The following is a 24,083-nucleotide window of genomic DNA, read 5'->3' as shown; positions in this document are numbered from 1 at the left end:
TAACGATGTGTACGACTTGCGGCTGCGCTAGCGGCGAAAAAACCATCGAGGGTGACGATCATCATCATCACGACGACCACCATCACCACGACCATCATGATGCTCACCATCATCATCCTGATCATCACCACCACGGCGAACAATCGGCCGTAGTGATCCATCACCATCATCACTATTACCACCAAGGCGATGTGCATCATCATTATGCGGGTATCGCGCAGGCGGAACGCTTTACGCCAGACGTGCAACCTCACTCGCAGGACCTGCACTATGGACACGGCGAAGCGGGGAGCCATGCGCCGGGGATCGGGCAACGCCGCTTGGTGCAGATTGAACAGGACGTGCTGAGCAAGAACAACCATCTGGCAGGCCACAACCGCGAACATTTTTCCGCGCAGCAGATCCTGGTGCTGAATCTGGTTTCCAGCCCCGGTTCGGGCAAAACCACCTTGCTGACGGCCACGCTGCAACGGTTGGCAGGCAAAATGCCCTGCGCGGTCATTGAAGGCGATCAGCAAACCAGCAACGATGCGGAACGTATTCGTGCTACCGGCGTACCGGCCATTCAGGTTAATACCGGCAAGGGCTGTCATCTGGATGCGCAGATGGTGCATGACGCGGCACACCGCCTGGAATTGCAGGATCACAGCCTGCTGTTCATCGAGAACGTGGGTAATCTGGTCTGCCCAGCCAGCTTTGATCTTGGGGAACGACACAAGGTGGCTGTCTTGTCGGTGACGGAAGGAGAAGACAAGCCGCTGAAGTATCCTCACATGTTTGCCGCCGCCACCCTGATGATTATCAACAAGATCGACCTGCTGCCGTACGTGAACTTCTCGGTGGAAAAATGCATTGAGTATGCCCGTCAGGTTAATCCGTCAATCCAGGTGATCGCGCTGTCGGCCACCAGCGGTGAGGGAATGGATCTCTGGCTGAACTGGCTGGAGGCGCAATAATGTGCCTTGGCGTTCCCGGTAAAGTGACTGAGGTTGGGGAAGATATCCATCAACTGGCCTGGGCAGACGTGTGCGGTGTAGCGGTCAGGATCAATATTGCGCTGGTCTGTGAAGGCTCGCCGCAGGAGTTGATAGGCCAGTGGGTGTTGGTGCACGTCGGGTTTGCCATGAGCCTGCTCGACGAACAGGAAGCGCTGGTAACGCTGGCGGCATTGCAGCATATGCGTGCCGTCGGGCTGGCTCGGGATGAAGAGGATTTTGATGCGCTACGTTGATGAATTCCGCGATCCGGTGCTGTGCCAAGCGCTGTTAAGGCGCATTGAAGCGCTGATGTTGGCTATCCCCCAGTCGCAGCGCATGCCGCTACAGGTGATGGAGGTCTGTGGTGGACACACCCACGCCATTTTCAAATTCGGTATTGATCAACTGCTGCCGGACAGCCTGGAGTTTGTCCACGGCCCCGGCTGCCCGGTTTGCGTATTGCCGATGGGGCGCATCGATAGCTGCCTGGAGATTGCCGCTCACCCAGAGGTGATTTTCTGCACCTACGGTGATGCGATGCGTGTTCCCGGCCGCAATGGGTCGTTGCTGGATGCCCGCCGCCGTGGTGCCGATATCCGGGTGGTATATTCGCCGCTGGATGCGCTACAGCTGGCCGCCGATAACCCACAGCGCGAAGTGGTGTTCTTTGGTCTGGGCTTTGAAACCACCATGCCCGCCAGTGCTTTGACCTTGCAGCAGGCTCGTCTGCGCCAGCTACGTAATTTCACTCTGTTTTGCCAGCATATCACCCTGATCCCCACCTTACGCAGCCTGTTGCAGCAGCCCGATGTCCGCATCGACGGCTTCCTGGCACCGGGCCACGTCAGCATGGTGATCGGCAACGCGCCTTATCAATTTATCGCTGCGGATTATCACAAACCGCTGGTGGTGACTGGCTTTGAGCCGTTGGACATTTTGCAAGGCCTGGTGATGCTGTTGGAACAATTGCGTGATGGACGCCGTGCAGTAGAAAACCAATACCGACGTATCGTGCCGGAACAGGGCAATCTGCTGGCCCAGCGGGCGATGGAAGCGGTGTTTTGCCTGAAAGAGAGTAGCGAATGGCGTGGTTTGGGTGAGATCGCCCACTCCGGCGTGCAGCTCAAACCCGAGTATGCGGATTTTGACGCCGAACTGCGCTTCAAGCCGCAGGCGCAGCGGGTGGCGGACGATCCGCGTTCGCGCTGTGGCGAGGTGTTGACCGGGCGTTGCAAGCCGGATGCCTGCCCGCTGTTTGGCAAGCAATGTACGCCAGAGAATGCTTTTGGAGCCCTGATGGTGTCCTCGGAAGGGGCCTGCTCGGCTTACTATCAGTATCGCAGGGAGACTGCATAATGCGTGAACAGAACAACGGGCGGGAAATTACCCTGGCCCATGGCAGCGGTGGCCGCGCCATGCAGTCCCTGATTGAAGAACTTATTCTGCCCGCCTTTACCAATCCAGCGTTAAATGCGCGCGAAGATCAGGCACGTATTGGATTGGATGAGCTTGTCACTTCGGGCGATCGCCTAGCGGTGTCGACCGACAGTTATGTCATTGACCCCATTTTCTTCCCCGGCGGCGACATTGGCAAACTGGCGGTGTGTGGTACCGCTAACGACGTTGCCGTCAGTGGCGCACAGCCGCGTTATCTGAGCTGCGCCATGATCCTGGAGGAAGGGCTGCCGTATGCCACGCTGGAACGCATCGTCCAATCGATGGCCGGTACGGCACAGCAGGCCGGTATTCAGATTGTCACCGGTGATACCAAAGTGGTGCCCCGTGGTGCGGCAGACAAAATATTTATCAATACCACCGGCTTAGGAACCATCCCGGCAGGTGTTCACTGGGGAGCGGCTAACATCCGTCAAGGGGACTGCATTATCGTCAGCGGGACCTTGGGCGATCATGGCGCGACCATTTTGAACCTGCGTGAAGGGCTGGGACTGGAAAGTGAATTGAGCAGCGATTGTGCGTTGTTGGCTCCGCTAATCGCTCCGTTACTGGCGATTGCTGGGGTTCGCGCCTTGCGCGATGCCACTCGCGGTGGCGTGACCGCGGTGCTGCATGAGTTTGCGGCGACCAGCGGCTGTGGCATGGCGATTTCCGAGGCGGCGTTGCCGCTGAAACCTGCGGTGCGGGGAATTTGTGAACTGCTGGGGCTGGATGCGCTCAACTTTGCCAACGAAGGCAAGCTGGTGCTGGTAGTGGCACCCGAGGCTGAGGCGGAGGTGCTGGCGGCGTTGCATCAGCATCCGCTGGGGCGCGATGCGGCGGTGATTGGCCATACTACCGAGCGACAGCAGGTGAGCCTCACTGGGCTGTTCGGGGTTTCCCGCCGCCTGGATCTGCCGCTGGATGAGCCTTTGCCGCGCATCTGCTAGCCCCTCACCCTAACCCTCTCCCATAGGGAGAGGGGACCGATCGAGTTCGTGATTAGTAACAGATAATCACCTGAACACGGTCGATGGTGAGGGATAACAGTACTAGCCAACGACACCAAATCAGCTCCCTCTCCCTGTGGGAGAGGGTTGGGGTGAGGGCAACAGAAGGATCGAGACAAGATGGCAGAATTTGAGCCGGAGAACATTGCCAGCAGCAACGGCCTTCGCCTGCGGATCAAGGGCAAAGTGCAAGGGGTGGGGTTTCGCCCTTATGTCTGGCTGCTGGCGCGGCGTTTTAACCTGTGCGGTGAGGTCAGCAATGACGGTGCCGGGGTGACCGTCCAACTGTGGCAATCGCCCGCCATAACGGATTTCTTGCGGATACTGCCGCAAGAGTGCCCACCCTTGGCACGGATCGACAGCGTCACCTCTGCACCTTTTCACTGGCCGCAACGTCCAGCGAGTTTCACCATTGCCAGCAGCGGCGCGGGGCAAGTGGATACCCATATCGTGGCGGATGCGGCCACCTGCGATGCCTGTCTGGCAGAGCTGAACTCATCGCATAACCGGCGCTATCACTATCCATTTATCAACTGCACCCATTGCGGCCCGCGTTTTACCATTATCCGCCGGATGCCTTACGATCGGCCCAATACCTCAATGCAGCCTTTCCCGCTGTGTCCACAGTGCCTGGCGGAGTATCAGGATCCCGCCGACCGTCGTTTCCATGCACAGCCTACCGCCTGCCCAGAGTGTGGCCCGTACCTGTGGCTCAGCGATGCTGCAGGCCAAACCACCGCCAGCGGCGATGATGCATTGCAACAGGCCGCTCAGGCGCTGCTCGCCGGGCAGATCGTGGCGGTGAAGGGGATCGGCGGTTTTCATTTGGCCTGTGACGCCACCAATCTGGCTGCGGTACAGCGCCTGCGTGCGCGCAAACATCGCCCGTCCAAGCCTCTGGCGGTGATGATGCCGGATATCCACTGGCTGCAAAAGTGCATTCAAGACGCGGAACCGACGGCACTGTTAAGCCTGCTACGTAGCCCGGCGGCACCGATAGTATTGGTGCCTGCTCGTTCGCCAAGCCCGTTGTGCAACGCGATTGCGCCGGGGCTCAATGAGATTGGGGTGATGTTACCAGCGAATCCGCTGCAACATCTGTTGTTGCAACAGGTCGCGCGGCCTCTGGTGATGACTTCCGGCAATCCGTCAGGTAAACCTCCCGCATTGAGCAATCAACAGGCACTGGCCGAATTGGCTGGCGTGGCCGACGTTTGGCTGCTGCATAACCGCGAGATCGTCCAGCGGGCCGATGACTCGCTAGTGCGTTTGACCGGGCAGGGCAGCGAGATGCTGCGCCGGGCGCGTGGCTATGTTCCGGATGCTATGGCTCTCCCCCCTGATTTTACTGCTCAACCGGCCATTCTGGCGCTGGGGGCTGACAGCAAGAATACCTTCTGCCTGCTGTGGGGGGACAAAGCGGTCGTCAGCCAGCATCTTGGCTCGCTGGAGGATGAGACCACCCGGCAGCAACAGCAGCAATTGATGTCGTTGTTTGGCGAAATCTATGGCGTGACGCCGCAGGCGATTGCCATTGACGCCCACCCTGGCTATCTCAGCCACCAACAGGGTCAAGCCTTGGCTCATGAACTGGCGATCCCCTGTGTCACCACGCTGCATCATCATGCCCATCTGGTCGCCTGCCTAGCAGAGCATGCCTGGCCACGTAACGGGGGCAAGGTGATTGGATTGGCGCTGGACGGTCTGGGGTATGGCCTTGGCGGGCAGCTGTGGGGCGGAGAATGTTTGCTGGTGGATTATCAGCATTGCCAGCATTTTGGCGGGTTGCCAGCAGTGGCATTGCCGGGGGGCGATGTTGCCTCTCGCCAGCCATGGCGCAATCTGTTGGCACAGTTGCAGCGTTTTGTCCCTGATTGGCCATCTTTGCCTGAGGCTGCCGCGATCCCACAACCACAGGCGACGATCTTACTGCGGGCGATGGAACGGCAAATCAACTCGCCGTTGGCCTCTTCCACCGGGCGCTTGTTTGATGCGGTGGCCGCAGCGTTGCAGATCGTGCCGCCACAACTTTCCTGGGAGGGTGAGGCTGCCTGCCAACTGGAAGCACTGGCGTGGCAAAGTGCAGCTCATCAGCCTCCGGTTTCACTGCCGCTGCTCGGTAACCAGTTGGATCTGGCCACCTTCTGGCGGCAATGGCTGGCCTATCAGGCTACCCCAGCGCAGCGGGCCTATGCGTTTCATGTGGCATTAGCCCAGGGATTTGCTGCATTGGCCCGCAAAGCTATGCAGCAATACGCTATCAATACCGTCGCCTTGTCTGGCGGGGTATTGCATAACGCGCTGTTGCGGCAATTGCTGTTGCAGCAGCTCGAAGGATCACGGGTGCTGTTGCCATCAAGCCTACCGGCAGGCGATGGCGGTCTGGCGTTGGGGCAGGCGTTGATCGCCGCCAACCGATTTAATCAAGGTATACACAAGGATGAGTTTATAACGTAATTCACTGTTTTAAAGAGTAAAAAACACCTTCATTCACTAGAAAATTTAGGTATTCATTATGCGTATTAATGTCAAAATTGTGGCTGTATCCCTGCTGGCGCTGTTCCCCATGTTGGCCTTTGCTCATGTGGGCAATGACGGTGGCGCGCATCACGTAATAAGCTTTACCGAAGGTTTTATCCACCCGCTGACCGGGATGGACCACCTGGTCGCCATGGTCCTGGTGGGGATCTGGAGCGCCATGAACACCAGGCAATGGTGGCTGGCGCCGCTGGCATTTGCCGGTTTGCTGCTGACCGGCGCGCTGGTTGGCATGGCTGGTGTGACCGTGCCTGGTACTGAGATCATCGTTGCTGCCTCACTGCTGGGCATTGGGGTGATGGTGGCCTTACAGTTGAAATTGTCGGCGGTGATGGGGGCGTTGATTATTGGCGCTTTCGCCATTTTCCACGGTTTGGCCCACGGTGCGGAGCTTTCCCATTCGGTGGCGGCGCTTTCCGGTATGGTGATCGCTACGGCGATGCTGCACCTGATTGGTTTGGGTATCGGTTATCTGCTGGCGTCTTCATCCACGCACAGCGGTTGGGCGCGAGTGATTGGCGGTGGCTCATCGCTGCTGGGTATCGGCCTGCTCAGCGGTATCCTTTGATAGCCTGGTGCTAACGACGGCAAATTGCTGACCAAGAGGTTGGCAATGTCAGCATAATTCCTGTTAACGGCTGGATTGACGCGCGCTTTTTGGTTAAATTCCATTGGCGGTTAATGCAGGTGCTAACAGGGATTGTGGCAATGAAAAAAGTAACCAGTGGTTTTGTTTGTTTCTCTTCGCGTCCTCCCGATGATCAGCCATGAAAAGAATGGGCTGCCACGATCTGTTGTTTCTTCACCACGATAAAAACGCCACTGGCGAAAGCCTGCTACGGCGCATTCTGGCCGGGGATAAGGTGTTCTACACCTACAGCGATCAGTTTGCCGATGCCAGCGTGCTGGAAAAATTGGTATCGGGGGATCGTGTCTATATTGGTGCGCATCAGTTGAACGACGACAGCTACTGGCTGCACTGGCTGGTGAGTGAGCAAAAAGGCACTCTGCAACCGCAAGCGGCTGATGAACGTCATCCTTCCATGCTGATCTTGCAGATGGTGGGTTCCGTTGTGTTGTCTGCGCTGGCTCTCTATGGTTTTTCCTGGTTCTCCAGCCTCTGGATGGCGGCTATTCTGGCGTTACTGTTATGCTTTGGTGGATGGGGCTGTTTTAGCGCATTCTGCCAATTGACGACGAACGCTACCCGTAGGACGCGCCAGTCGCTACAAGGGTTTGAGCAAGTCATGCATGGCGATGTAACCCTCTGTCAAACCTCTGGCACACCGCCTCCCGATCGGTTCGATGATGAACCGATGCCTGATGACCCCCTCCTTGCTTACGTATCAAGTATGGCGACTCGCGTGAGTGCCAGACGCGAGATTATTGGCAGAGGTGAATACCAGCGTGAGGTGATCGACTATCAATTTAGCTGTCGCGCCGGGAGGTTAACGTTTCGCACCGCCGTGAACCCCATGCAGGAAAACCTTAACCCGCTGCTGCTGCGGGAGCACCCTTTTTTCCTGGCAGCCAACGATCCGTTGACGCTGTTGATTGCCCGCCCGAGCAACGCCGTGATCGGCATTTACAATCGACGCGACGGCAGTACCTATCTCAACCGGCCGAGTGGTTTGGCCGTGTCGCTGCAACGCCTGGAATGGCTGTATAAAACCTTGGCCGTTTGCTGGCTGTTATTCATGCTGCTGCTGATCTGTTTCACCTTGAATGATTGGTGGCATCAGGGTGGTGTGCCGGATAAATGGGACTGGCTCGCTGCTGCCGATACGCTGGGAACCCTTGGTGTGCTGGGCGTGATGTTTTGTTGCGGCCTGATGCTGTTATTGGAGGTGGCGGGGTGGTTAGCCCGCCGAGACTCATTGGACGCGGCGGGTTTTGTCTTGGCGCGGCAAAAACTGGCGCTGTTCAAACGCCGCGGTGGCAAGCAGGCCTATTTACAGGATGTGACCTGAGCCCTCATCCACAGGACACACAAAAAAATTAATGCAATTGCAGACAGGGAATCGAGTGATGAAAAGAGTAATAGCTGTATTGGGGTTAGGTTTGGTTTCTTGCACTGCGCTGGCAGATTGTCAGCCGCTGCTGAGCGAATTGGCCAAGCCTTTCGCCGCCAAAACTACCTTGAATACCGAGCTGTCCACCTGCAAGGTGTGGCCTTACGCCCCGGAAAAAACCATTGCGGTACTGATGCTGGAAGCTAAAGAACAGGCCGAGCCCGATTTTACCGACTATGACGTTGCCGTCTACGTGGTCGATAGCCAGAGCGGCAAGGTGCTGGCCAGCAAATATCATTCCAGAGCGATTATGGATGATGCCATCTATACCAGTAGCGTGAGTATCGACACTGCGCGCTACCAGTTGTCTCCAGAATTACGTGCTTTTGGGGTGCGCTTTAACCACCGGGGATCTTCATCGGTCAATCCCATCAACATCGAACGGCTTAACCTCTATACCCTGCAAGAGCAGCAATTATCGCTGGTGCTCAATAATCTCACCATGAATGAATATAGCGGTGAGTGGGATGGCCAGTGTGCGGGGGATTTTGTCTTGACCAATCGCGCATTGGCGCTTGGTAAGCAGGTGCATAATGGTTTCCAGGATCTGCAGATACAGACCCTGGCGACGCACAAGGGAGCGAGCAAAAAAGGGGCGGACTGCGTGGAAAACAGCAAAGTCGTTGCCAAAACCCGCGTCGAGCTCAAGTTCGATGGTAAGGCTTATCCGGTGGCACAGGATAAGCTGCTCGATCACCGTTTTTAATCCGTAGCCGTCATGAAAAAAATCTGCTTCTACGATCTGCCCTTTGTTCGCCACGATCAAAATGCGCCGAGTGAAGGCACGTTGCGGCGTATTTTGGCCGGGGACAAGGTGTTCTATACCTACAGTAAACAGTTTACCGATGCCAAGGTATTAAACCGCCTGGTAGCGGGGGACCGGGTATTTATCGGCGCCCATCAACTGGTCGACGGCAGTTACTGGCTGCACTGGCTGGTGTCACCGGAAAAGGGCAACCTGCAACCGACATTGGCCGACATCGATAAACCGGCCGCGCTGATGAAACTGACCGGCGCAACCTTGGTGTTGGTGCTCTCGGCGTTGGGCTATTTTCAGTTGCCGAATATCTGGTTCATGCTGTTGATGTTCTTGGTGTTCACCTTCGGCTGCTGGTGGTTCGTGGCGTCGTTTCATCGGTTACTGGTTGGCATCAGCTGTAACACGCGCAGGCTGTTGCAAGGGCTGGAGAGCGTCAAACAAGGCGATACCTCAATGTGCCGCACCGCCACAGCGTTGTTAACCGGGCCGGGGAGCGGTGCACCTTCACTACAAGCCAGCAATGAGCGGGATAACGATCTCGATACGCTCCAGCCGAGCGATTTTCTGCTGGCCGATAAGGTGACTCTGACCAGTGTGAGCGGAGAGGCGGCCAATGTCAGTGCACACCGCGATTTTACCGGCAGCGGCAAAAGCCGCCGGGATTTTGTTGAATACCAGTTTAGCTGTAACGGTGTGAAATACCTGTTTCGCAGCGGGTTTAACTCGATGACCGAAGGTCTGGATCCGTTGTTCTATCGGCAGCATCCTTTTTTCCTGGCGGCCGAAGACCCGGTGATGCTGGTGGTCAATCAGCAAGATAATGCGGTGCTGGGTATGTGTAACGAAAGGGATGGTAGCGCCTATCTGAAACTTGGCGGCCTGGCCGTCTCTTTTCACCAGCTCAAGCTGATGTATAAAGTGATCCTTGGCTGCTGCTCGTTGCCCATGGTGATGATGGTGTTTATCACTCTCCATGACTGGTGGGAGCAGGGCGACATGCCGGATCGCTGGGATTGGCAGTATGTCGCAGGTATGTTCTATGACTTTGGTTTGATGAGCATCATGATCTTCTGTGTGCTGATGCTGGTGATGGAAATCAGCTGTTGGGTTACGCGCAGGAACTCGCTTGGCGCGGCACGGTTTGTCTTTGCCCGCCAGTTGCTGGTGCTGTTTAAACAACGCACCGGTGTAAAGCCCTATATTCAGGAAGTGCCCTAATGTTCAGTAAAAGCCAAACGCGCATTACTCTGCTGACCTTGGGAGTCATTGCTTCCTGGATGCTGTTTTATTTCGACGGCTTCGCCGGGCTTGCCCCCGATTGGCAGTGGCGGCAAGCCTATCAGGCGGAGGTTCCGGCGGTGGTGGTGAACAATCAGCGCCTGAGCAGTTTTCAGCAGGGAGTGCTTATCACGGGCGCTAGCGATGCGATCCATACCGAGTACACCAAAATTGAGCGCGATCAGAATGCGTTGATCTATCACTACGACAATACGGTGCAGATCGATTTGCTGGCTGAGCATGGGCCTCCCTTGTTAAACCTGCAGATCTCTCCTGATACCACCCTGCTTCGCTTGATACTGGAGGCCAAGGTTGGCCGTGGAACCATCCGCAATCGGAGCTATGATGAGCGTGCCACGATCCCAGTCAGCCAGGTCATTATCGAAGAGAATGGCCAACTGCGCGTTAGCGCCCGTTTTTTGGGGTACGTGGCAGAGCAGCAGTGTGATGCGCAAGGGCATTGCCTGATTGTGTTCGGCACCCGCTCATATAGCAAAGATGCCGTATTTTATTCGGCCGATGGTGGACGCCACTGGCGCTGGTTATCACAATGGCGAGAACCCGAGGATTATCAAACATCTCAACTCCTGGGCCTTGTTGGGGCGCAGAGCGTGCTGTTGGTGCAACAGGGAAAACTCTACCGATCAGACGATCTCGGCCAGCATTGGCAACCGCTATTCGATCTGCCAAGGTTGTTAACAGAGCGCGGGATCGATCCTGCCCTCTATGCGGCCAATTGGTATTATAACGGCGGCGATCGGGTGATTGTCAGTAACCAACCCCAAAATACTGGGGGAGAGGAATCGTTAACCGGTTCACTACTGCTCGATTTCAATCTGAGGTCTGCGCGAGTTCAGGCCAGCCAGTGGGTCAACGGTGAGATTATTGCGGCCGACATCAGCCCGCAGGGGGAGGTTGACTTAATTTTGCGCCAGCTCCCACGGCAGTTGTATAGCCTGAATCGCTGGCAGGAAAACGGTACGCTGCAACCGCTGTTGGAAACCGGCAAAAAAACCTTGGGTACGCTCTATGCGGGCAATCATCTGCTGATGATGAATAAAGAGTTCAACGACCCGCTGCATATGACCGTGTCTACCGATGACGGCCAGCATTGGTTCAGAATGAAAAAACTGCCTGATAGCTATGACTATCGCGTGCAGTTTGACCGCTGGCGTAACCGCCTGTTCCGCTTCCCCACCCACGATTATAATTACCCGAAATTGGGTAATGGCGACGGTCTGGTGTATGAAACAGCCACGCCGCCATAATCGCCAGTTTTAGCGTACGCCGCCGTGGATCAACCGCAGGCGATGCTGTTGCGGGTAATCGTCGGCTATACGCCGCTGTTGCAGCAGCCAGCAAAGTTGCTCGACATCGTGCCGAGCGGCGTCAAACAGCAGCCCGACCACGCTGCCGCTGTGCGCCACGTTAAGGCCATAAATCCCGCTGTGTTTGACGATCGTCAGTAGCTCGTCGAACCTGGGTTTAGGCAGCAACTGCTGGCTGGCGCAGGCGCTGAGCGTGGTGGCTGCGCCCAACTGGTGATGGTCGTGTTCCTGCATTGCCTGAGAAAATAGCGCCCAGGATTGGGACAGGGTGGCAGCCTGCTCTAACAGGCTATGACGGCGATCGCGGCGGTGGTAATCGGCGGTATTCAGACGTTGCGGGCTTTCCAACAGCAGGATATCCATGTTGGGTAACCATTCATTAGGGACTTGGGTGGCCGCCGTCTGATGATCGAATAACGTCAATTGGCGAAACAGCGTGCTGTCGGTGGGTTCCAGCTTTACGCAGAGCGTGGCTAACGTGCTTTCGTCCAGATTGCGGCCGAAATGGCGCGCCGTGGCCTGGGCGGTGGCAGCAATATCGGCGGTGCTGCTGGCCATGCCTTTCGCCAGCGGAATGCTGGAGTCAAAATCGATGCGCAGCCCCTTGGCTGCCTCGGCGGCAATGCCAAGCTGTTGCAGCACATTGATCAGCATCTGGCGCATCAGCGGACGCTCATGCTTGCCCGGCACTCCGTCGCCCACGCTGACGTGGCTAAACCAGTTGACCGGGCAGGACACCAGCTTTTCGCCACCCAGGATCCACCCCTGGATCAATTCACCGCAGGACGCGGGGCATTTCGCCTCAGCCATCCACCAACACCTGTTGCAGCGCGGCGATCAGTTTGCGGTTGGCTTCTTCGCTCTTGATCGCCACCCGGTAGTAGTCGGCGGAAAGGCCTGGGTAGTTGGCACAGTGGCGGATCAGGATGCGGTGCTGCAATAACGCCTGTTGCAGATCGACGCCGGGCCGCAGGCAGCGTAGCAAAATATAGTTCGCTGCCCCGGGCCAGACGCGTAAATGCGGCAGAGCGTTCAGTGCGTCAAACAGCCATGAGCGCTGTGCCGCCAACCATTGATGGGTCTGCTGGATGTAACCGTGGTCCTCGAGGATCACTTCACCCGCCAGTGCTGCGTAGGCATTGATGGTCCAGGGTTCGCGCAGCTGTTTCATCTGCTGTAAAGACTCGCGGTCGCTGCTGACCAGATAGCCGAGCCGTAGTCCGGGAATGGCGAAGAACTTGGTCAATGAACGCAGGATATACAGCCGGGAATACTCCGCCATTTGCGGGATCAGCCCCGGCGTATCCGGCAGAAAATCGATAAAGGCCTCATCAATAATCAACGCAATATCGTGCTGGCGGCAGCAGGTTAAAATGGCCTGCAACAGCGCAGGGTCTGGCATCAGCCCGGTGGGATTGTTGGGGGTGGCCAGGAACAGGCAGTCTGGCTGGCGTTCGGCCAACACCTGCAACAGCCGCTCATCGGGTTGAAAGCCATCGGCTTCATCCAACGGATAGTCATCAATCTGGCAGTCAATTCGCTGCAAGGCCCGGCGATACTCGGCGAACCCCGGTGTCAGCAGCAACGCCGTGCGGGGGTGTAGCCGATGGACGATAGCGTAAATCAGTTCGGTGGCCCCGTTACCCGCCATGATATTTTCCGCTGGGCAATGATGAGCCCGTGCCAACGCCGCATGCAGACGCCGGTATTCGACATCGGGATAGCATTCGGCGCTGGTCAGTTGCTCAATAATTGCCGCCTTCAGGCTGGCGGGCATGCCCAATGGATTGATATTGGCGCTGAAATCAATAATCTCGGCCGGATCCAAGCCGGTTTTCAACGCCATTTCCAGTACGTTACCACCATGTTCACTCACGCTTTTACTCTTCCCCCTGACAAGTCTGCGCACAGGATAACATTGCCGAGGGAATGGCGGTTACCCAGTCTATTCGTGTCAATTTTCCGGCCGGATTCTGAGAACCCTTTTTTGTCAGAAATATGAACCTACGCAAGCGAACCGTGTAATAAAGGCCAGGCTAATTGTCTGAGATCAATGAACTCTCTGGAATGGCACGCTTTTCCCGGGGATGAATAAACTGGGCCTTTTTTTATCAATCAACTGGCGTATATTCGGCATATTGCTAAAAGCATTCAGATTGATGACAAAGTGGCACTGTTGCTGAATTCGTAGGGGCCGAACATGTTCGGTCTATTCAGACGGGCGCAGCATGCAGCGCCCCTACGCGGTGAGACCGGCGCAGGTTTGTCAGCAGCCTCATTAAAACGATTATTGCCAACTGGATAACACCATCACCCGAACAGTTTCGGGTTGTGGTTGGGAAGGGGGTGTAACTCCCCCGCAGCCCCCGCTGCTGTGATGCCGACGAGTTCACTGTGACCACTGATCTACGGATTGGGAAGGCGTGAATGAGGATGACGCTAAGCCAGAAGACCGGCCAGTTGGTTGGAACATTCAACTCCTTCGGTGGGAAGAGGTTGTCATAGGATACGTGCGGCCATTGGCGCTGCACGGCCGTATCTTTTTGACGCCCAAAATCCCGACCGACAGGCCGGGATTTTTTTATGCAACCGACGGGCAACAAGGCATTTCTTATCGCGGGCACCGGTAGCGGCTGTGGCAAGACCACGCTGACGCTGGGCCTGCTGCGTGCGTTACAGCAACGTGGCCTGCGGGTGCAACCCTTCAAGGTCGGCCCCGATTATCTGGATACTGGCTGGCATAGCGCGGTTTGCGGCGTGACCTCCCGCAATCTGGATGCCTTTATGCTGCCGACCGCTACGCTCAACGGTCTGTATAACCAGCATCGGCGTCACGCCGATGTGGCGGTCATTGAGGGCGTGATGGGGCTGTACGACGGCTACGGCAGCGATCCGAACTACTGCAGTAGTGCGGCGATGGCCAAGCAGCTGGATTGCCCGGTGATCCTGCTGGTGGATGGCAAGGCCGTCTCGACCTCACTGGCCGCTACCGTGCTAGGTTTCCGTCAATTTGATCCCGCCTTGAAACTGGCTGGCGTTGTCGTCAACCGGGTCAACTCAGAGACGCATTATCAACTGATCCGCCAAGCCATTGAGCGCTATTGCGGGGTGCCGGTATTGGGCCGCTTGCCGGTGCTGGACGAGGTCGTCTTGCCATCCCGGCATCTGGGATTGGTACCTGCCCAGGAAAATCGGCTGGACGATCTGCGTTGGCAACGGTTGGCACAGCAGGTTGAGGCGTTTATCGATATCGATCGCCTGTTGGCGCTGAGCGCCTGTGCATCGCCACCGGTCGGCGAGCCACCGCAGTTACCCGATCCCGCATTAGCGCAGGGACTCACCCTGGCACTGGCCGAAGATGAAGCCTTCAATTTCTACTACCCGGATAATCTCGACCTGCTGGAGCAGGCGGGCGTGCGCATCCAACGTTTCAGTCCTCTGCACGACCAGCGTTTGCCAGATTGCCAGATGATTTATCTGGGCGGCGGCTATCCCGAAGTCCATGCGGCCCGGCTGGCGGCGAACGTTGCCATGCACAGCGCGTTGCAACGTGCCCACCGTCAGAAAATCCCACTGTATGCCGAGTGCGGCGGCCTGATGTACCTCGGCAACGGCTTGACCGACCGCGCCGGAGTACGCCACCGGATGAGCGGTGTCCTGCCAGGGGAAAGCCATATGGGCACTCGCCTGACCCGTTTCGGCTATTGCCAATGGCAAGCGCGCACCGACACCCTGCTGGCGGCCCGTGGCGAAATGCTGCTCGGCCATGAGTTTCACTATTCCGGCTTTACCACCGCACTGACTCCGGCGTTCGACTGTGCCAAATGGCGCGATGGGGTGGCCGTTCAGCGTTGGCAAGGGGGATACCAGCTTGAGCAGACTCAGGCCAGCTATTTACACGTTCACTTCGCCCAGCGCCCCGGCCTGCTCGATGGCTGGTTGGCAGCCGCGAGGCGTGTGCTATGACGCTGCTGGCCTGGTTCATCGCTTTTCTGCTCGACAAACTGCTCGGCGATCCGCCGCATTGGCCCCATCCGGTGCGCTGGATCGGCAACCTGATCACGGTGTTGCAACGGGCTATCCGCCGGGTATGCCATAGCGAGGGAGCGCTCAAGCTTGGCGGCGGAGTGCTGTGGCTGGCCGTGGTGGGGCTGGTCTGGTTGGCCAGTTGGGGCTTGTTAACGCTGATGGGACATATCCATCCGTGGTTGGGTTGGCTGGCGGAAGTCTGGCTGATTTACACCTTGCTCGCCGGACGCTGTTTGCAACAGGCGGCGATGGAGGTGCATCGAGCGTTGCAAAGTGCCGATTTGGCGGAGAGCCGCCGCAAACTGTCGTGGATTGTCGGGCGAGATACCTCGCAACTGACCGAGCCGCAAATTACCCGGGCAGTGGTGGAAACGGTGGCGGAAAACAGCGTGGATGGCGTGATTGCACCGCTGTTCTTTTTGCTGATTGGCGGTGCACCGTTAGCAATGGCGTATAAGGCGGTCAATACCCTCGACTCGATGGTGGGCTACAAAACGCCGAAGTACCGCGCTATCGGCTATGTCTCGGCGCGGATGGATGACTTCGCCAACTGGATACCGGCCAGGCTCAGTTGGCTACTGCTGAGTTGTGCGGCGTGGCTGCATGGGCTGGACTATCGCCAGGCGTTGCGCATTGGCTGGCGCGATCGCTATCAGCATACCAGCCCCAACTGTGCGTGGTCAGAAGCCACGGTGGCCGGAGCGTTGGGAGTGCGGCTGGGCGGGCCCAACGACTACTTTGGGCAGCGGGTCGAAAAACCGTGGATCGGTGAGGCGCGCCGGGAGATCGCTTTGGCTGATATTCCCCGCAGCACGCACCTGATGATGACGGCTTCGCTGTTGGCACTGCTGCTGTTTGCAGCGTTGCGCCTGCTGTGGCTTGGCGCTTGAAAGGGATAATCATGGACTACCTCAAACAACCCCAACGTATCGAGCAACAAAGTTTCCAGATCATCGCTGAGATCATTGCCAACGAACGGCCAGACTACCGCTTTAGCGACGCCTGGCAGGAAGCGGTGATCAAGCGGGTGATCCACACCACCGCCGATTTTGACTGGCTGGATATTCTCTGGTTTTCGCCAGGGGTGATGCGCGCGCTGATCGATGGGCTGCGCCGTGGCTGCACGCTCTATACCGACACCACGATGGCGCTATCCGGCATCAATAAAACTCTGCTGCAACAGTTGGGATGCGAGTGCCGTTGCTATATCAGCGATCCGCGAGTGGTTGCGGCGGCCAAAGCTCAGGGCATTACGCGTTCCATGGCTGCCGTGGATATCGCGCTGGCGGAAAGCGGCGAGAAACTGTTTGTGTTTGGCAATGCGCCAACCGCGCTGTTCCAGCTACTGGAACAACAGGCCAATCCGACGGCGGTGATCGGCGTGCCGGTGGGGTTTGTTGGCGCGGCAGAATCCAAAGCGGCGCTGAAAAGTAGCGGCCTGCCCAGCATTGTGGCCTGTGGGCGCAAGGGCGGCAGTAACGTGGCCGCTGCGATTATCAATGCCACGCTGTATCACCTGCGGGGGGGGATATGAGCGAGGTAGGTCTGCAAGACAGCGTTTGGCATCACGGCAAGCGCTATCGCAAAGGTTATACCACCGGCTCTTGCGCCACGGCGGCAGCGAAGGTTGCGGCGCTGATGGTGCTACGCCAACAGGTTATCCACCAGGTGTCGATCGTGACGCCCTCCGGCGTGACGCTCAATCTGAACGTGGAGCAGCCATTGATTGAAGGGCAGCAAGCCACGGCGGCGATCCGCAAAGACGGCGGTGACGACGTGGATGCGACGCACGGCATGTTGATCTGCGCCCGCGTCAGCCTGACTGAAGAGCATCAACAGATCCTGCTACAGGGAGGGGAAGGCGTTGGCACTGTCACCCGTAAAGGCATTGGCCTGCCGATAGGCAGCGCGGCCATCAACCGCACTCCGCGCCAAACCATTGAGGCAGCCGTGCGGGAAGCCATCGGCCCGCAGCGGGGCGCAGTGGTTGAAATATTTGCTCCGGAGGGTGTCGAGCGCGCAGCTAAAACCTATAACGGGCGCTTAGGTATTCTGGGGGGCATTTCAATCATCGGCACTACCGGGATAGTCACCCCGATGTCGGAAGAGAGCTGGAAGCGTTCGCTGGCGCTTGAACTGGAGATGAAACGGGCGGCGGGGCAAGACCGGGTGATCCTGGTGCCAGGCAACCACGGTGAACGCTTCGTGCGTGAGCAACTGGGGTTGGACGGGCAACTGGTGGTGACCATGAGTAATTTTGTCGGCTACATGTTGCAGGAAACGGTGCGGCTGGGATTCCGCCAGGTATTGCTGGTTGGCCACCCAGGCAAGCTGATTAAGGTCGCGGCAGGGATCTTTCACACTCACAGCCATATTGCCGATGGGCGGATGGAAACCCTGATCGCTCATTTGGCGTTAATGGGTGCGCCGGTTGAACTGCTGCGGCAGGTGGAACAATGCACAACCACCGAGGCGGCTCTGGAATTGATTTGTGAACAGGGGTGGCAGGACGTGTTCCCGCGTATTGCCCAACGTATCTGCCAGCGGGTGCAGGAGATGTTGCGTTTTAGCACCACCCCTCCCGGCAGCGACGCCATCCTGTTCTCGTTTGACCAACAGATCCTGGGTTGCAACCGGCCATTGCAGGACATCGTGGAGGCGATGCGATGATCACCGTAGTGGGCGTTGGCCCCGGCGAGAGCCACTTCCTGACCTTAGAGGCGCAGACGGCTATTGCTGCCGCCGAAGTGCTGGTCGGGGGCGCTCGTCATCTGGACACCTTTGCGACTGCACAGCACAGCACCCGGCGCCTGGATGCTGACCTGGATGGTTTGTCAGTTTGGCTCCGCCACTCAATGGCACAGCGGCGCGTTGTTGTGCTGGCTTCGGGCGATCCGCTGCTGTACGGCATTGGCAAGTGGTTGGCGGCGCATTTCCCTCCTGCCGAGCTGCGCATTATTCCCGGCATCAGCGCCATCCAGTATCTGTGCGCGCAAATCCCTTTGGACATGAACGATATCTATCTCACCAGCAGCCACGGCCGCACGCCGGATTTTGACTGGTTGTTGCAGCACGACAAGGTGGCGATGGTGACCGATGCCATCACCGGGCCACGAGCTATCGCCGATGCCATCTTGCAGCGCGGCTTGCTACGCCAACTGATTATCGGTGAAAACCTCTCGTTGCCTGCCGAACGCATTTATCGCCTGCCACCGGAAGCAGTAGCGCAGCGCTATGACATCAACGTAGTGGTGATCCTCAATGAAAGATGACGTTTTTTTACGTGGCCAGCGGGTGCCGATGACCAAAGAGGCGGTACGGATCCTGGCATTAGAACGGTTGGAACTGAGCACGGCGCAGCACTTGATCGACGTTGGTGCCGGTACTGGCAGTGTCGCTTTGGAGGCGGCGCTGCGTTTCCCCGGCTTGCAGGTCACCGCGATTGAACGCAATCCGGCTGCGTTGGAACTGATTGCAGAAAACTGCCAGCGGCTGGGCGTTGAAAACGTCACCGTGGTGGCCGGTACGGCGCCGATGCCTTTGGAGGCCAAGGCCGACGCCGTGTTTATCGGGGGCAGCGGTGGGCAATTGACGGAGCTGATCGATTGGGCGTTGGCGCGGTTACATCCGGGCGGCCGTCTGGTGCTGACGTTCATCTTGCTCAACAACCTCAGTGAAGCGTTGGCCTGCCTGCAAACGCGTGGTGTGACCGCGCTTGCCGGGGAGCAGATCCAATATTCGGCCCTGACGCCGTTGGGCAGCGGTCACTTCTTCAAGCCCAACAATCCGACTTATCTCATCTCTTGCTACAAGGAAGATAACGATGTCTGAGCAACCTCTGTGGGACACGCGGAAAGTCTGGTTTGTCGGCGCAGGGCCGGGGGATCGCGAATTGATCACCCTCAAAGGTTACCGGCTGCTGCAACAGGCCCAGGTGGTGATCTACGCCGGATCGCTGATTAATCCCGAACTGTTGGAGTATTGCCCGCCTCAGGGCGAACTGCACGACAGCGCGGGGCTGACGCTGGAGCAAATCATCACGCTGATGGTGGATGGCGTGCGTGCGGGCAAACTGGTGGTGCGGCTGCAAACCGGTGACCTTTCGCTATATGGCTCGATCCGTGAGCAGGGCGAGAAGCTGGGTGAGCACGGCATCGGCTTTGTCTCGGTGCCTGGTGTGAGCGCCTTCCTGGGCGCGGCGGCCCAATTGGGGGTGGAGTATACCGTTCCCGAGGTGGCGCAAAGTCTGATCATCACCCGTATCGAGGGGCGTACGCCGATGCCGCCGCTTGAGCAGTTGGCGTCCTTTGCCGCGCACCAGACCTCGATGGCGATTTTCCTTTCCGTGCAGGAAATGGATCGGGTGGTGGAACAGCTGCTCGCGGGCGGTTATCCCCCGCAGACGCCGGTTGCGGTGGTCTATAAGGCCACCTGGCAAGAGAGCCAGACGGTGCGCGGTACGCTGACGGATATTGCACAGCAGGTACGGGATGCCGCCATCCGCAAAACGGCGTTGATCCTGGTGGGGGCTTTTCTGGGGGAGGAATATCACTATTCCCGCCTCTACGACGCAGGGTTCAGCCATGAATACCGCCAAGCCTGAATCCATTGCACTGTTTTGCTTGACGCCGAACGGCGTGCGCTTGGCGCAACGCTTACAGGCGCAACTGCAACTCAGTTGCTTTACCAGTGAAAAACTGCTGGCCCCCGGTTTTATCCCGTTCAACGGCAGCTTTGCACAGACGCTGTGTGAGGCGTTCAAGCGCTATTCGGCGCTGGTGGTGATTGGTTCGACCGGCCTGACGGTGCGGGTCATTGCGCCGCTGATCCAGGACAAGCTGACCGATCCGGCGGTCGTGGTGATCGACGAGCGTGGGCAGCATGCGATCAGCCTGCTGTCTGGTCACGTAGGCGGGGCAAATGCCTTAACGCTACGGCTGGCCGGGTTGTTGGGTGCCGACCCAGTGATCACCACCGCTACCGATGTGAATCAGCTGGCGGCGCTGGATACGCTGGCGGCGCAGTTGGACGCCGGGATGCGGGATTTTCGCCTGGCGGTGAAAACCATTAATCAGCAGTTGGTCAGTGGGCAACGGGTTGGGCTGTGGTGGGACGAACCTTTGCGCCATGAGCAGGCGCATTGCGATACCCGGGGTTTTGTTGACGTTACCGATCTTGGGACGTTGCCTGAGCTGGATGCGTTGGTCTGCGTCAGTCTGCGCAATTGCTTGCCTGAACTGCCGTTGCCGGTCTACAAGCTGGTGCCGCGTCGGATCGTCGTGGGTATCGGTTGCCGCCGGGGGACGTCATTTGCGCTGCTGAATCAGCTGCTAGAACAGCAGCTGACAGCCAACCATTTCGATCCTTTGGCGCTGCGGGCCATCGGCAGCGTCACGTTCAAACAAGATGAACCCGCCTTGCAGCAGTTGGCGCAAGCGTGGCGGGTACCGTTCGAGCTGTTCAGTAGCGATGAGCTACGCCAGCACGAACAGCGCTTTCCGGCCTCCGAGTTTGTGCGTGCCACGGTTGGCGTCGGTAGCGTTTCACAGCCGGTCGCCTGGCTGATGAGCGCAGGAAAACTGGTAGGTGACACCCTGCGTGAGCAAGGGATCACCATGACATTGGGAGTGTCAGAGTGATGTTAAGCGTAATCGGGATTGGGCCGGGCAGTGAAACGATGATGACTCAGGACGCCATTGAGGCGATCCGTGCAGCGGAAATTGTCGTTGGCTACAAAACCTACACCCATCTGGTGAAGTCCCTGACCGGGGATAAACAGGTGATCAAAACCGGCATGTGCAAGGAGATTGAGCGCTGCCAGACGGCGATCGATCTGGCCATGGCGGGCCATAAAGTCGCCCTGATCAGCAGCGGTGATGCCGGTATCTACGGCATGGCCGGGCTGGTGCTGGAACTGGTCGGTCAGCAGCAACTGGATCTGGAGGTCAAGCTGGTGGCAGGGATCACGGCGAGCATCGCTGCGGCCTCTTTGCTGGGCGCACCGCTGATGCATGATTTCTGCCATATCAGCCTGAGCGATCTGCTGACCCCGTGGCCGGTGATCGAAAAGCGCATCATTGCCGCGGCACAGGCCGACTTTGTGATCTGCTTCTATAACCCGCGCAGCCGTGGCCGGGAAGGGCATCTGGCCCGCGCGTTCGAACTGATGAAGCCGCATAAATCCCTGGAGACGCCGGTTGGCGTGGTCAAGGCGGCGGGGCGCAAAAAGCAGGAGAAATGGCTAACGACGTTGGGCGAGATGGACTTCACCCCGGTGGATATGACCAGCCTGGTGATCGTGGGTAACCATACCACCTATTGCCGTAACGGGCTGATGATCACCCCCAGAGGCTATGTCCTGTGATCCATATTTTTGGCGGCACCAGCGATGCGCGCGTCATCTGCCAGTTGCTCGATGAGGCAGGGGAACGCTACAGCCTGTCGGTAGCTAGCGACGCGGGGCGGCAATTGGCGGGCAGCATTCTTGGCGAGGTGGTGGTCGGGCGGATGGATTGCGACGAGATCGCCACCTACCTGCAACAGCACGCTATCCGTTGGGTGATTGATGCCTCCCACCCTTACGCCACGGCGCTGAGCGACAACGTGCTGGCGGCCTGCCAACGGCAAGGTGTGCGGTTAACCCGCTATCAGCGGCCCAGCGATATCGATCGTCTATCCCATCCGCTGCTGCACAAGGTTGATGATGTCGCCCAGGCCTGCCGTTTGGCCCAGACGTTAGGGCCACGGGTGCTGTTGACCACCGGTAGCAAACAGCTGGCAGAGTATCGGCATGGGCTGCCAGAAAAAGTGTTGCTGGTGCGGGTGTTGCCCACCGCAGAGGTATTGGCGCAATGCGAAGCATTGGGTCTGGGGGTAGACAACATTATTGCCCTGCGCGGCCCATTTAGCGCCGAATTTAATCGTGCGCTGTATGAGTTTTGCCAACCGGACGTGGTGATCACCAAAGAGTCCGGCAATCAAGGGGGGTATCTGCAGAAGGTCGAGCCGAGCCTGGCCTTGAATATTCCCTGCATTGTCGTGCGCCGCCCGCAGCCGTTAGCCAGTGAAGCCTGGGATGAGCAGGTGGACTCACTGCCAGCCTTTGCCCAGTTGCTGTCTGGCTGGCAACTATCACAAGGAGAAACCGAATGAACAAAGCGCTGTTGGTGATCAGTTTTGGCACCAGTTATCCGGGTACCCGGCAAAAAAACATCGAAGCCTGTGAGCAGCAGTTGGCCGCCGACCACGGCGATCGCCAGCTGTTTCGTGCCTTCACCTCCGAAATGATTATTCGCAAGCTACGCCAGCGTGATGGTTTGTCGATCGACAACCCGCAACAGGCGCTGCATCGTCTGGCGGCGGCGGGCTATCAGGACGTTGCCGTCCAGTCGCTGCACATCATTAACGGCGATGAGTATGAAAAAGTGGCGAGCCAGGTGCGGGCTTGTGGCCACCTTTTCCATCGCCTGGTGCTGGGTAAGCCGTTGCTTACCGGCTATGAAGACTATCAGCAATTGTTGCAGGCATTACGCGGACAGATGCCGCCGTTGGCCGCCGATGAGCGCGTGGTATTTATGGGGCACGGAGCCAGCCATCACTCGTTTGCCGCCTATGCCTGCCTTGACCACCTGATGACGTCACAGAACTTCCCGGCCCTGGTGGGGGCAGTTGAAAGCTACCCGGAAGTGGACGGGGTGATTGCACGTTTGCAGCAGCAGCGGGTGCGTAAGGTTCACCTGATGCCGCTGATGCTGGTGGCTGGCGATCATGCGATTAATGATATGGCCTCGGAGGAACCGGACTCCTGGAGCTCACAAATCACGGCGGCCGGAATTGAGACACAAAGTTGGCTGCAAGGACTGGGGGAGAACCCGCTGATCCGCCAGATGTTTGTCGATCATCTTGCCGCCGCGCTGAACCAGAGTGAGTTGGAGGGGGTGGCATGAGCGGAAAACTGTATGCCATGGGTGTCGGCCCAGGGGCCAGCGATCTGATCACGGTACGTGCCGCCCGGCTGCTGGGAACGCTGGACGTGTTGTATGCGCCAGCAGGCAAGAAAGGGGGCGACAGTTTGGCGTTGTCGATCGTACGGGAATATCTGCTGCCACACACCGAAATCCGCACCTGCCATTTCCCGATGAGCGCCAATGACGGCGAAAAGCTGGCGGTATGGGATGAGGTTGCCCAGCAGCTTCAAGCAGAGGTGGGCCAAGGGAAACAGGTGGGATTTATCAGCCTGGGCGACACGATGTTGTTCAGCACCTGGGTATTTCTGTTGGCGCGCCTTGGCCGTCCGGAATGGTTGGAGATAGTGCCGGGCGTCACCTCATTTGCGGCGATTGCGGCCCGTGCGGCGCTGCCATTAGCCATGGAATCACAGTCATTGGCCGTGATGTCCTGTACTGCCCCCGAGGCTGAGCTGGAGCAGGCGCTGCTGACTCACGACAGCGTGGTGCTGATGAAAGTGTATGGCCGCCTGCCGCTGGTGCAGTCGCTGCTGGCTCGGCTGGATCTGTTCGAGCACGCGGTGCTGATGGCAGAAGCCTCTTTGCCTGGGGAACAGTGCTGGCGGCGGCTGGATCAGGTGCCTGCTGACCAGATCTTACCCTATTTCTCAACCGTTGTGGTGAACAAACACTGGCTCACCAAGGAGTAAC

The 24,083-nt window shown here is 58.0% G+C and carries 24 protein-coding genes and 1 riboswitch; of the genes, 22 read left to right on the top strand and 2 right to left on the bottom strand.

Going from position 1 to position 24,083, the window contains the following annotated elements; translation table 11 throughout:
• Positions 1-5: 5 nt before the first annotated feature.
• The 10 genes from hypB to U869_RS0124715 all read left to right on the top strand — a co-directional run bounded on the left by hypB (position 6) and on the right by U869_RS0124715 (position 11,337).
• Positions 6-956, top strand: a complete 951-nt coding sequence (gene hypB, locus U869_RS0124760) for a hydrogenase nickel incorporation protein HypB (RefSeq protein WP_029987705.1) — start codon at positions 6-8, stop codon at positions 954-956.
• Positions 956-1,231, top strand: coding sequence for a hydrogenase maturation factor HybG (gene hybG / locus U869_RS0124755; RefSeq protein WP_025121453.1), 276 nt, complete (start codon positions 956-958; stop codon positions 1,229-1,231). Before hypB ends, hybG begins: the two co-directional genes overlap by 1 nt.
• Entirely contained in the window at positions 1,218-2,333 is a 1,116-nt protein-coding gene (hypD, locus tag U869_RS0124750; protein WP_025121452.1) for a hydrogenase formation protein HypD, read from the top strand. Before hybG ends, hypD begins: the two co-directional genes overlap by 14 nt.
• Positions 2,333-3,361 (top strand): hydrogenase expression/formation protein HypE, encoded by a 1,029-nt coding sequence (hypE, locus tag U869_RS0124745; protein ID WP_025121451.1) that lies wholly within the window; start codon positions 2,333-2,335, stop codon positions 3,359-3,361. Before hypD ends, hypE begins: the two co-directional genes overlap by 1 nt.
• 180 nt (positions 3,362-3,541) lie before the next feature.
• The gene (gene hypF, locus U869_RS0124740; protein ID WP_025121450.1) at positions 3,542-5,878 is read left to right on the top strand and encodes a carbamoyltransferase HypF; all 2,337 of its coding nucleotides are present in this window, start codon (positions 3,542-3,544) and stop codon (positions 5,876-5,878) included.
• A 58-nt stretch (positions 5,879-5,936) separates the two neighbouring features.
• Entirely contained in the window at positions 5,937-6,527 is a 591-nt protein-coding gene (locus U869_RS0124735) for a HupE/UreJ family protein (protein WP_025121449.1), read from the top strand.
• Between the two features lie 199 nt (positions 6,528-6,726).
• A complete protein-coding gene (locus U869_RS0124730; RefSeq protein WP_157834764.1) occupies positions 6,727-7,929 on the top strand; it encodes a hypothetical protein in 1,203 nt (400 codons plus the stop codon).
• A gap of 58 nt (positions 7,930-7,987) precedes the next feature.
• A complete protein-coding gene (locus U869_RS0124725; protein ID WP_157834763.1) occupies positions 7,988-8,737 on the top strand; it encodes a hypothetical protein in 750 nt (249 codons plus the stop codon).
• A gap of 12 nt (positions 8,738-8,749) precedes the next feature.
• Complete coding sequence (locus tag U869_RS0124720) at positions 8,750-10,009, top strand: hypothetical protein (RefSeq protein WP_025121446.1); 1,260 nt, start codon at positions 8,750-8,752, stop codon at positions 10,007-10,009.
• A complete protein-coding gene (locus U869_RS0124715) occupies positions 10,009-11,337 on the top strand; it encodes a hypothetical protein (RefSeq protein WP_025121445.1) in 1,329 nt (442 codons plus the stop codon). Before U869_RS0124720 ends, U869_RS0124715 begins: the two co-directional genes overlap by 1 nt.
• 9 nt (positions 11,338-11,346) lie before the next feature.
• Here U869_RS0124715 and U869_RS0124710 read toward each other — a convergent pair whose 3' ends face one another.
• Positions 11,347-12,207: a GHMP kinase gene (locus U869_RS0124710; protein ID WP_025121444.1), complete on the bottom strand. Its 861-nt coding sequence runs from the start codon at positions 12,205-12,207 to the stop codon at positions 11,347-11,349.
• Positions 12,200-13,273, bottom strand: a complete 1,074-nt coding sequence (gene cobD, locus U869_RS0124705; protein ID WP_025121443.1) for a threonine-phosphate decarboxylase CobD — start codon at positions 13,271-13,273, stop codon at positions 12,200-12,202. Before cobD ends, U869_RS0124710 begins: the two co-directional genes overlap by 8 nt.
• Positions 13,274-13,678: 405 nt before the next feature.
• Positions 13,679-13,873: riboswitch (cobalamin riboswitch) on the top strand.
• A gap of 107 nt (positions 13,874-13,980) precedes the next feature.
• Between cobD and U869_RS0124700 the strand changes: the two genes are divergently transcribed.
• From U869_RS0124700 to U869_RS0124645, 12 genes are read left to right on the top strand one after another with little or no spacing between them, the layout of a single operon-like run.
• Positions 13,981-15,363 carry a cobyrinate a,c-diamide synthase gene (locus U869_RS0124700; protein WP_025121442.1) on the top strand — a complete coding sequence of 461 codons (1,383 nt, stop codon included), beginning with the start codon at positions 13,981-13,983 and terminating at the stop codon, positions 15,361-15,363.
• Positions 15,360-16,316 carry an adenosylcobinamide-phosphate synthase CbiB gene (cbiB, locus tag U869_RS0124695; protein WP_025121441.1) on the top strand — a complete coding sequence of 319 codons (957 nt, stop codon included), beginning with the start codon at positions 15,360-15,362 and terminating at the stop codon, positions 16,314-16,316. Before U869_RS0124700 ends, cbiB begins: the two co-directional genes overlap by 4 nt.
• A gap of 11 nt (positions 16,317-16,327) precedes the next feature.
• Positions 16,328-16,960 (top strand): cobalt-precorrin-8 methylmutase, encoded by a 633-nt coding sequence (locus U869_RS0124690; RefSeq protein ID WP_025121440.1) that lies wholly within the window; start codon positions 16,328-16,330, stop codon positions 16,958-16,960.
• Entirely contained in the window at positions 16,957-18,096 is a 1,140-nt protein-coding gene (gene cbiD, locus U869_RS0124685) for a cobalt-precorrin-5B (C(1))-methyltransferase CbiD (protein ID WP_025121439.1), read from the top strand. Before U869_RS0124690 ends, cbiD begins: the two co-directional genes overlap by 4 nt.
• Entirely contained in the window at positions 18,093-18,698 is a 606-nt protein-coding gene (locus U869_RS0124680) for a cobalt-precorrin-7 (C(5))-methyltransferase (RefSeq protein WP_025121438.1), read from the top strand. Before cbiD ends, U869_RS0124680 begins: the two co-directional genes overlap by 4 nt.
• A complete protein-coding gene (locus U869_RS0124675; protein WP_025121437.1) occupies positions 18,688-19,257 on the top strand; it encodes a decarboxylating cobalt-precorrin-6B (C(15))-methyltransferase in 570 nt (189 codons plus the stop codon). The genes U869_RS0124680 and U869_RS0124675 overlap by 11 nt, the downstream gene beginning before the upstream one ends.
• Positions 19,250-20,029: a cobalt-precorrin-4 methyltransferase gene (locus U869_RS0124670; RefSeq protein ID WP_025121436.1), complete on the top strand. Its 780-nt coding sequence runs from the start codon at positions 19,250-19,252 to the stop codon at positions 20,027-20,029. Before U869_RS0124675 ends, U869_RS0124670 begins: the two co-directional genes overlap by 8 nt.
• A complete protein-coding gene (gene cbiG, locus U869_RS0124665; protein ID WP_025121435.1) occupies positions 20,010-21,065 on the top strand; it encodes a cobalt-precorrin 5A hydrolase in 1,056 nt (351 codons plus the stop codon). Before U869_RS0124670 ends, cbiG begins: the two co-directional genes overlap by 20 nt.
• Positions 21,065-21,790, top strand: coding sequence for a precorrin-3B C(17)-methyltransferase (locus U869_RS0124660; protein WP_025121434.1), 726 nt, complete (start codon positions 21,065-21,067; stop codon positions 21,788-21,790). Before cbiG ends, U869_RS0124660 begins: the two co-directional genes overlap by 1 nt.
• On the top strand, positions 21,787-22,578 hold the full coding sequence (locus U869_RS0124655; RefSeq protein WP_025121433.1) for a cobalt-precorrin-6A reductase: 792 nt from the start codon (positions 21,787-21,789) through the stop codon (positions 22,576-22,578). Before U869_RS0124660 ends, U869_RS0124655 begins: the two co-directional genes overlap by 4 nt.
• Complete coding sequence (locus U869_RS0124650) at positions 22,575-23,372, top strand: sirohydrochlorin cobaltochelatase (RefSeq protein ID WP_025121432.1); 798 nt, start codon at positions 22,575-22,577, stop codon at positions 23,370-23,372. The genes U869_RS0124655 and U869_RS0124650 overlap by 4 nt, the downstream gene beginning before the upstream one ends.
• Complete coding sequence (locus U869_RS0124645) at positions 23,369-24,082, top strand: cobalt-factor II C(20)-methyltransferase (protein ID WP_025121431.1); 714 nt, start codon at positions 23,369-23,371, stop codon at positions 24,080-24,082. Before U869_RS0124650 ends, U869_RS0124645 begins: the two co-directional genes overlap by 4 nt.
• Position 24,083 lies beyond the last annotated feature (1 nt).

The sequence above is a fragment of the Serratia sp. H1w genome, from assembly GCF_000633355.1.
Taxonomy (GTDB): Bacteria; Pseudomonadota; Gammaproteobacteria; order Enterobacterales; family Enterobacteriaceae; genus Chania.
This window is presented reverse-complemented; position numbering and strand designations above follow the sequence as displayed.